The sequence below is a fragment of the Phaeovulum sp. genome, assembly GCF_041596715.1.
Lineage (GTDB): Bacteria > Pseudomonadota > Alphaproteobacteria > Rhodobacterales > Rhodobacteraceae > UBA6213.
The window spans coordinates 1-9454 of the sequence record NZ_JBFHIA010000111.1 but is presented as its reverse complement, the minus strand read 5'-3'; the positions used below and the strand labels follow the sequence as shown (position 1 = coordinate 9454).

Here is a 9454-nt window from a genome sequence, read left to right as displayed (position 1 = left end):
GTGATGTAATCGGGTTCGGCACCCAGGCATCCGGTCACGATCACCCGCCCGTTTTCGCGCAGGGCTTCGCCGATCGCCTCTAGGCTTTCGGCCTTGGCGCTGTCGAGAAAACCGCAGGTGTTCACGATCACCGCATCCGCGCCGGCATAATCGGGGCTGATGGCGTAACCTTCGGCGCGCAGGCGCGTCAGGATGCGTTCGCTATCGACCAGCGCCTTGGGGCAGCCGAGGCTGACCATGCCAATGGTGGGTTGGCCGGGGCGCGGTGCGTCGGGCACCAGCGCGCGGGCAAGGTCGGGGCGGAGGTTGGGCGGGTTCGGGCTCATGGCAGGGCATATAGCGTTGCGCGGGGTCGCGCGAAAGCCCTGCCTATTCTCCGATCAGCAACAGATCGCTGGCCGCAAGCGATAGCGTGACACTTGCCCCCACCTTCGGCGGCACCGAATGTGAGCTGTTGAAAGTGTCGAAGGCCACCACTGCATCGCCGATCTTTGCGCGAAGCCGGATCACAGAGCCCAGAAAATCGACATCGACGATGCGCCCGGTCACCTCGGTCTCGCGCCCCGGCGCAGAGCCGAGGCTGATCATTTCGGGCCGCACCGCCAGTGTGACCTTGCCCGCGGGCAAGGCCCGGCCAAGCACCGCCTCGGTATCGCCGATGCGCACCTTGCCGAGGGCGGGGTCAAGCACCTCGGCCTCCAAGAGCGTCAGCGTGCCGACGAAATTGGCCACAAAGCGCGTGGTCGGGCGGTTGTAGATTTCAAACGGGGTTCCGACCTGATCGGCGATACCCTGATGCATGACCACGATGCGGTCAGACATGCTGAGCGCCTCTTCCTGATCGTGGGTCACATAGATCGTGGTGATGCCGAGCTTTTTCTGAATCGCGCGGATCTCGCCACGCAGGCTGACCCGGATCTTTGCGTCCAGCGCCGATAGCGGCTCATCCAGCAACAGCACCTGCGGGCGCACGGCCAGCGCGCGGGCTAAGGCCACACGCTGCTGCTGGCCGCCCGAAAGCTGGAAAGGATAGCGCGCGCCAAGGTCTGAAAGCCCGATAGTGTCGAGCATTTCGGCCACGCGCTCTTCGATCAACTCGCGTTTCTTGCCCGCCACCTTCAGCCCGAAGGCCACATTCTGCGCCACGGTCAGGTTGGGAAACAGCGCGTAAGATTGAAACACCATGCCGATGTTGCGCTGGTTGGGGCGCAAGCGCGCCATGTCGCGCCCGTCGATGCGGATCGAGCCTTGCGAGGGGGTTTCAAACCCCGCGACCATGCGCAAGGTCGTGGTCTTGCCGCAGCCCGAGGGCCCAAGGAACGAAACGAATTCGCCTTTTTCTACGCCAAGGTTGAAATCCTTGACCACTTTGGTCGTGCCATAGGATTTTTCGAGGTGTTCGATGTCTAGAAACGCCATCAGCGGGCTGCCTTCGTATGTTTGGAGAACCGGGTGACGAGCTGGATCAGCCCCATGCAAGCCCAGGTTATGGCAAAGGCGATCACCGCCAGCGCCATCGGTTCATAGGCGCGGTTGGCGCCCATCAGTTGCAGATACGGCCCGAAAGCCGGGCGGTTCAACAGCGCCGCCAAGGTGAACTCGCCAATCACGATGGCGAAGGTGACAAACGCCCCCGACAGCACCGCCACCAGCACATTTGGCAGGATCAGCCGCGCCAGAATGGTCACCCAGCCCGCGCCGAGTATCTGCGCAGCCTCGGTCAGCGTTGCAACGTCGATCGTACGCAGCCCGGTATCGACCGCGCGATACATGTAGGGCAGCGACAAGGTGGCATAGCCGAACATCAGCAAAAGGTTGGTGCCGGTGGTCGAGCCTGTCAGCGGCAACCAGCTGGAGGTGTTGAACATCCGAATATAGCCGAACACGATGACAATCGCCGGAATGACCAGCGGCAGCAGCGTCACAAACTCTACATACGGGCGCAGGCGCGGCAGCTTGAGGCGCACCCAATAGGCGGTGGGCACCACCAGAAGCACGCCAAAGGCGATGGTCAGCAGCGCCATTATCACTGAGTAGCTGAAGGTCTGCCGAAAGGTCGGATCGGCCAGCACCGCCGCGTAGGCGTCAAAGCTGTATTCGCCGCGCCGCATCGAAAGTGAAAACTCGGTAAGCCCGACCAGCGGCAGGATGAAATAGCCCATCCCCGCAACAAGCACCGCCCATGAGACAAGCCGCTTCATTTCAGCCACCTTTCAGAGCGCACGCGCAGCCAGATATAAAGCCCGTTGGCAACGCCGGTTATGACGATCATGCCGAAGGCCAGCGCATAGCCAAGGTGCGGGTCTTGCAGCACGTCGCCCCGGATCTGCGCGAACAGCAGGATCGGCACGATCGAAAGCGACGAGCCGGTCAGGGCATAGGCGGTGGCAACTGCGCCAAAGGCATTGGCGAACAGCAGCGCAAAGGTGCCCAGAAGCGATGGGAACAGGATCGGCAGCGCCACGAGGCGCCAGTATTGAAAGGTCGTGGCCCCAAGGATGTTGGCGGCCTCTTTCCACTCGCGCTTCAGCCCATCAAGCGCGGGCGTGATGATCAGGATCATCAGCGGGATCTGGAAGAATACATAGGTGATCGTCAGGCCCCAGAAGCTGAGGATGGTGAAGCCCTCGGCGCGCAGGTTGATGCCCCATTTTTCGAGCAGCCACAGGGTCAGCAGGCCGCGCGGGCCAATCGTCGCCATGAAGGCGAAGGCCAGCGGCACCCCGGCGAAGTTCGACGCGACCCCGGAAAAGGTCAGCACCGGGCTGCGTATCCAGCTTGGCAGGCCACCCAGCACCACTGCCGCCGCCATCGCAAAGCCAATTCCCGCACCCAGCAGCGACGAGGCGACGGAGATCTTGATCGAGATCCAGTAGGAGGCAACGATCGAGGGGGCGAACAACCCGCGAATATTGGCCAGCGTCAGATCACCCGCCGCGTTGCGAAATGCGCCCACAACGATGTTCATCGTCGGAAGGATCAGAAACAGCAGCGCAAAAAGTGCGAATGGCACAATTCCAAGCCAGTTCAGCGGCAATCGTCTGCGCGTTGGCGCGGTGGGAATGGCAGTCATGCAGGTTCCAGACTTGAAGTGCAGAAATGGCACCCGCCCCGGATGTATCCGGGGCGGGCAGAGCGGTCAAACCCGCTTATTGAACGTTGGCGCCGACGACGGCATCCCAGCCGGCGGTGACAACGCCTTTGTTGGCGTCTTGCTCTGCGAGCGTCGGGAAGTAGGCTGCGGCATAGCTTTCGGCCGGCGGCAGCGCCGCCATCAATTCGGCCGGAATCTTGCCCGCCGCGGACATCGCGTTAAAGCGCGCCGGGTGGCAGTAGCCCTTGAGCCAGAGGTTCTGGCCTTCGTCCGAATAGATATACTCCATCCAGAGCTTCGCGGCGTTCGGATGCGGTGCGTAGGCCGAAATTGCCTGCACATAGACGCCCGCAAGCACGCCCGAGGCCGGCACGACCACGTCAACCGGCGGGTTGCCCTTGAGGTTGTCGCGCGCCGACAGGGCGTTGTAGTCCCACATCAGCACGATCGGCGTGGCGCCCTGTGCCAGCGTACCGGCCTTGCCGATGACCGGGACGAAGTTGCCCGCCTTGTTCATTTCGGCAAAGAACGAGAGGCCCATTTCGCCCGCTTCGGCACCGGCCGATCCGCCAGCGGCAAGGCCTGCACCCAGCACCGCCAGAATCGCCTGGTTCGAGGCGCGCGGATCGCCCGCAAGCGCCACCGAGGCCTTGTATTCCGGCTTCAGCAGGTCTGCCCAGTCGGTCGGCGGGTTCGGCACGAGGTCTTTGTTCACCATGAACGACATCACGCCGTAGTAATCGCCGTACCAGTAGCCGTCGGCATCTTTGATGCTGTCGGGAATCTCATCCCAGGCCGCAACCTTGTAGGGCTGAATGAGACCTTCGTCCTTGGCGGCCGGGCCATAGGCCAGACCCACGTCGATCACGTCGGGGGCCTGCGGGCCCATGTTGCCCTTGTTGGCGCGAATCGCCTCAAGCTCATCGGCCGAGCCCGCGTCGGGGTTCAGCTCGTTCACCGTGATCCACGGGTACTTGGCCTTGAAGCCCGCGATCACGTCGCCGTAGCCGCACCAATCATGCGGCAGCGCGATGGTGGTCAGGCTACCTTCCATTTTTGCGGCGGCTTCTAGGGCCGCCATGTCTTGCGCCTGCACAAGCGCGGTTGTGGACAGCAGCGCGGCAGCGCCCGCAAGCCAGTGCATAGGTTTCATAGTCATGTCAGACAGTCTCCCCGTTAAGGTGTCAGGGCCCGAATGGGCACCGGACCGCAATAGGCGCATTTTGTGACGGTTCGACGACGTCGCGCCTTCGCTGGCGCCAGATTTGCCGCGAATCGCGACGCTTGCAACAAATCTGTTACATTTACCCCGCGTTACTTTTCGCTGCGCTGCGGCAACGCGAGTGCGGCACATGGCATCGGGCTTTCGCGCTGCATCCTTTGGCGCTAGTGTCGCGCCAAACGGAGGAGAAGAATGAAGCTGGTTCGATACGGTGCAATGGGGGCCGAGCGGCCCGGGCTGCTTGATGCAGAGGGGCGGGTGCGTGACCTGTCTGGCGTAATAGACGATCTGGCCGGAAAAGCGCTTTTGCCTGAAAGTATTGCGCGAATTGCGGCACTTGACCCGGCAACGCTGCCGCTGGTTTCTGGGCAGCCGCAGGCGGGGTTGCGCCTTGGCCCCTGCGTGGGGGCGGTTGGAAAGTTTGTTTGCATCGGGCTGAACTATGCCGATCACGCGGCCGAGTCCGGCATGCCGGTGCCGACAGAGCCGATCATCTTCAACAAATGGACCTCGGCGATCTGCGGCCCGGATGATGACGTTGTGCTGCCGCGCGGTTCGGAAAAGACCGATTGGGAGGTTGAGCTTGGCGTGGTGATCGGCCAAGGCGGCAGCTACATCCCACTTGAGTCGGCGCTGGCGCATGTGGCGGGGTATTGCGTCGTCAACGATGTCAGCGAGCGCAGCTATCAGATCGAGCGCGGCGGCACTTGGGACAAGGGCAAGGGCTGCGATACGTTTGGCCCGCTTGGGCCTTGGCTTGTGACCGCTGACGAGGTGCCCGACCCGCAAGCGCTGCGGCTCTGGCTGGATGTCGATGGCGTTTCGCGCCAGCGCGGCACGACAGCCACGATGGTGTTCGGCGTGGCCGAGCTGATTTCCTATGTCAGCCAGTTCATGTCGCTGCAACCGGGCGACGTTATCGCCACGGGCACCCCGCCGGGCGTTGGCATGGGCTTCAAACCCCCGGTCTATCTGCGCGAAGGTCAGTTGATGCAGCTTGGCATCGACGGGCTGGGCAGCCAGACCCAGCGCATACGGCAGGGATAGGCATTGGCACCGCGGCTGAAGATCAAGCTGTATTTCGACGACGGCAGTTACATCGGCCCGGGCAAGGCCGAGCTTTTGTCGCTGATCGCGGAAACCGGCTCGATCTCTGCCGCGGCGCAACGCATGTCGATGAGCTACAAACGCGCATGGTCGCTGGTCGAGGTGCTGAACGCGATGTTTGCACACCCGCTCGTGCGCTCGAACCGCGGTGGCAGCGGGGGCGGGGGGGCCAGCGTTACCGAAGCGGGGCAGCAGGTGTTGGCCGCCTACACCGCTTTGCAGGCCGGTGCCGAAGAGGGTGCCGCGCCCGCCATTGCCACGCTTGAGGCGCTGCGCGCGCCGCACCGCACCTAGGCGACCTTTCTGCATTGTCAAAACACCTTTGGCGGCGCTGTCGCGGACCCGGACTAAAAGCCGCAGCAATTACACTTGCGCGGCGGCGGTGATGCGATATGTTTGGCGGGAAATAACGGAGGCAAAAATGCTTAATGCCCGCCTGCTTGCGCTTTTGTTTTTCGCCACACCCGCGGCCGGTGACACCGCGCTTTTTGCCGTTGCCGCCAACTACGCCACCGCAGCCGAGGCGCAGGCCGTGGCCTACAAGGCGGCAAGCGGGCATGACATTCAGCTTACCACCGGCTCGACCGGCAAACTTTACGCGCAGATCGGCGCAGGCGCGCCATATGACGCGATGCTTTCGGCCGATGCCGCCACCCCGGCGCGGCTAGAGGCCGAGGGGCAGGCGGTTGCGGGCAGCCGTTTTACCTATGCGCTGGGCGCGCTGGTGCTGTGGTCGCCCGACCCTGCGCTGATCGGCCCCGACCCTGCGGTATCGCTGACCGACCCCCGCCTGCGCCACCTTGCCATCGCCAACCCCGAGCTTGCGCCTTACGGCATTGCGGCCCAGCAGGCGTTGCAGTCGTTGGGGCTGTGGGGCGTGTTGACGGCGCAGATGGTGCTGGGCGAAAACATCGGCCAAACCTACGCCATGGTTGCAACCGGCGGTGCCGAGGCGGGGTTCGTGGCGCTATCGGCGCTGGCGGGCGATATGCAGGGTAGCCGCTGGCAGGTGCCGCAAGAGTTGTTCGAGCCGATCCGGCAAGACGCGGTGCTGTTGTTGCATGGCGCGGATAATGCGGCGGCGAAGGGCTTTCTTGACTGGCTCGCCTCGCCTGCGGCAGAGCCGATCAACGCCACCTTCGGTTACGCCACAGCCACGCCATGACCCTGCCTGACCTTGCCCCCCTATGGCTGACGCTGCGGCTTGGGCTGGTGGTGATGGTTGCGCTATTGGTTCTGGCGATGCCGCTGGCGTGGTGGCTTGCGCATACCAAATGCCGCCTGAAGCCGTTGTTCGAGGCGATCACCGCCCTGCCGCTGGTCTTGCCGCCAACGGTGCTGGGGTTTTACCTGCTGATCGCCTTTTCGCCGCGCGCACCCTTTGGCGGTGCGTTTCTGCGCCTGACGGGCGAGACGCTGACCTTTTCTTTCACCGGGCTGGTGTTGGCCTCGATGGTCTATTCACTGCCCTTTGCGGTGCAGCCCCTGCAAGCGGCGTTCGAGGCGCTTGGCCGCGCGCCGCTGGAAGCCGCGGCCTGCCTGCGCGCAAGGCCGATTGACCGTTTCTTTACCGTCGCGCTGCCGCTTTCGCTGCGCGGGTTGCTGACGGCGATGGTGCTGAGTTTTGCGCATACGCTGGGCGAGTTTGGCGTAGTGCTGATGGTGGGTGGCAACATTCCGGGCAAGACCAAGGTCATCTCGATCGCCATCTATGAACAGGTCGAAACGATCAAGTTGGCCGAGGCGCACGGTGCCTCGGCGTTGATGTTGGTGGTGTCGTTCGTGCTGCTTCTGGCGGTCTACAGCGTCAACCGCAGGTTTCCACAAGCAGGGGGCGCGTGATGCTGCGATTGGATGTGGGTCTTGCGCGCCCCGGATTTTCGCTGAGCGTGACGCATGACATTGCAAGCAGCGGGGTTACGGCCATTTTCGGCCCGTCGGGTGCGGGCAAGTCAACGCTGCTGCGCCTGATCGCGGGGCTAGAGCGTGACGCAAAGGGGCGGATCCAGTTTGGCGACGACATCTGGCAAGGCCCGGGCCGTTTTACCCCACCCGAAGCGCGCGGTGTGGGCTATGTGTTTCAGGACGCGCGGCTTTTTCAGCACCTTACGGTTGCGGGCAACCTGCGCTTCGCTGACCAGCGGGCGCGTGGGTTGCCGGGCCCCGGGTGGGACGAGGCGGTGGAAATGCTGGATCTCGGCCCGCTATTAGAGCGCCGCGTGCCCGGGCTTTCGGGCGGCGAGCGGCAGCGGGTGGCGATCGGGCGGGCGCTGTTGTCGCGGCCACGGCTGATGCTGCTGGATGAACCGCTGGCCGCGCTCGATGCGGCGCGCAAGGCTGATATTCTGCCCTATCTGGAACGGCTGCGCGCGCTGCACGCGCTGCCCATCCTTTACGTCAGCCATGATCTTGCCGAACTGGCGCGGCTGGCCGAGCAGGTCGTGGTGCTGGTGGCGGGAAAGGTTGCGGCAACAGGGCCGCTTGCGGCGGTGTTGGCTGATCCTGCGCTGGCCGGGGTTCTGGGCGCGCGCGGCGCGGGCGCGGTGCTTGACGTGAAGCTTGTGCGCCACCACGCGGCCGATGGGCTGAGCGAGGTCGCACACCCCGCCGGGCCGCTGTTCGTGCCGCTGATGGCGGCACCCCCCGGCGGCATGCTGCGGATGCGGCTTGCCGCCGAGGATGTGATGCTGGCCCGCACCCGCCCCGAGGCGATTTCGGCGCTGAACATTCTGCCCGCCACGGTCACGGCACTGGTCGATGCGCCAGACGGGGTGGCCGTGGGGCTGCGCATCGGCCCCGATGCCGCGCAGGCGCGCATCACCCACCGTTCGGCGCGTTTGTTGCAACTGGAACCGGGTGCCAAGATCTTTGCGATTCTGAAATCGGTCGCGATTGCGCGTACCGACGTTGCAAATGACACCAAGCTGGACAGATCGCCCGCGCCCTAACATCATGCCGCGAAAGCCCGTGATGGAGAACGCCGATGCTTGCCCGCGCACTTGCCGCACTCGCCTTTGCCCTTGGTCTGGCGCAGCCCGTTGCCGCGCAAGAAGTGACGCTGCGCTTGCACCAATTTCTGCCCGCGCAAAGCTATGTGCCAGCAGAAATCCTCGACCCTTGGGCCGACCGGATCGAGGCGGCCTCGAACGGGCGCATCAAGATAGAGCGGTTTGCCTCGATGCAACTGGGGGGCAAGCCTGCCGATCTGGTCGATCAGTTGGTCGATGGCGTGGTCGATATCATCTGGACCTTGCCGGGCTATACGCCGGGCCGGTTTCCGCGCACCGAAGTGTTCGAGCTGCCGTTTCTGCTAAGCGATGCCGAGGGGGCCAGCCGGGCGTTTTGGCAGACCGCAGAAGCCGAGATGTTCGACACCGATTTCAAGGATATGCACATCCTCGGCACTTGGGTGCACGGGCCGGGTGTGATTCATGCCTCGCGCCCGGTGCTGACGCTGGAAGACATGGCCGGCCTGCGCCTGCGGGCGCCAACCCGGATTACCGCGCAACTGCTTGAAGGGCTTGGTGCGGTGGCGGTGGGCATGGCGGTGCCCGCAGTGCCCGAGGCGCTGTCCAAGGGCGTGATCGACGGCGCGCTTTTGCCTTGGGAGGTGACAAGCTCGATCCGCGCGGCGGAACTGGTGCACAATCACACCGAGTTTCCGGGCCGTGCGATCTATGCGGCGACCTTCATTCTGGCGATGAACTCGGATCGTTACGCGGGCCTTCCGCCCGATCTGCGCGCCATTATCGACGCCGAGTCCGGTGCTGCGTTCTCGGCCATGGCGGGGCGGATGCAGCAGGGTGCCGATGCGCCGATGCGCGCCGAGGCGGTGGCGGCGGGCAATACCGTTACCGTGCTGAGCGAGGCCGAGTTGGCCCGCTGGCAGGCTGCATCCGAACCGGTGCTGGCGAAGTGGCTGGCCGATATGGCGGCCGCGGGGATTGACGGCGCAGGGTTGTTGGAGCGGGCCAAGGCGGCGTTGGCGGCCAACGGTGGCTGAACTGCGGTGTCGGTGCCCGCCGCGATAG

Annotated in this window: 10 protein-coding genes and 1 pseudogene; 6 read left to right on the top strand and 5 right to left on the bottom strand. The window is 64.2% G+C overall.

The features are described from left to right. From ABY403_RS09165 to ABY403_RS09145, 5 genes and pseudogenes are all read right to left on the bottom strand, one after another. Window positions 1-326, bottom strand: a pseudogene (locus tag ABY403_RS09165) (30S ribosomal protein S12 methylthiotransferase RimO); the annotation flags it as partial. Window positions 327-369: 43 nt separating this feature from the next. Continuing rightward, window positions 370-1419, bottom strand: a complete 1050-nt coding sequence (locus ABY403_RS09160; protein WP_372840482.1) for an ABC transporter ATP-binding protein — start codon at window positions 1417-1419, stop codon at window positions 370-372. Beyond that, entirely contained in the window at window positions 1419-2201 is a 783-nt protein-coding gene (locus ABY403_RS09155; RefSeq protein ID WP_372840481.1) for an ABC transporter permease, read from the bottom strand. The genes ABY403_RS09160 and ABY403_RS09155 overlap by 1 nt, the downstream gene beginning before the upstream one ends. Beyond that, window positions 2198-3073 (bottom strand): ABC transporter permease, encoded by an 876-nt coding sequence (locus ABY403_RS09150; RefSeq protein ID WP_372840480.1) that lies wholly within the window; start codon window positions 3071-3073, stop codon window positions 2198-2200. The genes ABY403_RS09155 and ABY403_RS09150 overlap by 4 nt, the downstream gene beginning before the upstream one ends. A 76-nt stretch (window positions 3074-3149) precedes the next feature. Then, the gene (locus ABY403_RS09145; protein WP_372840479.1) at window positions 3150-4253 is read right to left on the bottom strand and encodes an ABC transporter substrate-binding protein; all 1104 of its coding nucleotides are present in this window, start codon (window positions 4251-4253) and stop codon (window positions 3150-3152) included. 255 nt (window positions 4254-4508) lie between these two features. Between ABY403_RS09145 and ABY403_RS09140 the strand changes: the two genes are divergently transcribed. From ABY403_RS09140 to ABY403_RS09115, 6 genes are all read left to right on the top strand, one after another. After that, complete coding sequence (locus ABY403_RS09140; protein ID WP_372840478.1) at window positions 4509-5363, top strand: fumarylacetoacetate hydrolase family protein; 855 nt, start codon at window positions 4509-4511, stop codon at window positions 5361-5363. Window positions 5364-5366: 3 nt separating this feature from the next. After that, a complete protein-coding gene (locus tag ABY403_RS09135; protein ID WP_372840477.1) occupies window positions 5367-5717 on the top strand; it encodes a winged helix-turn-helix domain-containing protein in 351 nt (116 codons plus the stop codon). Window positions 5718-5844: 127 nt separating this feature from the next. Next, window positions 5845-6588, top strand: a complete 744-nt coding sequence (gene modA, locus ABY403_RS09130; RefSeq protein WP_372840476.1) for a molybdate ABC transporter substrate-binding protein — start codon at window positions 5845-5847, stop codon at window positions 6586-6588. Continuing rightward, on the top strand, window positions 6585-7265 hold the full coding sequence (modB, locus tag ABY403_RS09125) for a molybdate ABC transporter permease subunit (RefSeq protein ID WP_372840475.1): 681 nt from the start codon (window positions 6585-6587) through the stop codon (window positions 7263-7265). Before modA ends, modB begins: the two co-directional genes overlap by 4 nt. Continuing rightward, the gene (gene modC / locus ABY403_RS09120; RefSeq protein ID WP_372840474.1) at window positions 7265-8371 is read left to right on the top strand and encodes a molybdenum ABC transporter ATP-binding protein; all 1107 of its coding nucleotides are present in this window, start codon (window positions 7265-7267) and stop codon (window positions 8369-8371) included. The genes modB and modC overlap by 1 nt, the downstream gene beginning before the upstream one ends. A 35-nt stretch (window positions 8372-8406) precedes the next feature. Further along, the gene (locus tag ABY403_RS09115; protein WP_372840473.1) at window positions 8407-9426 is read left to right on the top strand and encodes a TRAP transporter substrate-binding protein; all 1020 of its coding nucleotides are present in this window, start codon (window positions 8407-8409) and stop codon (window positions 9424-9426) included. The last annotated feature ends 28 nt before the right edge of the window (window positions 9427-9454 follow it).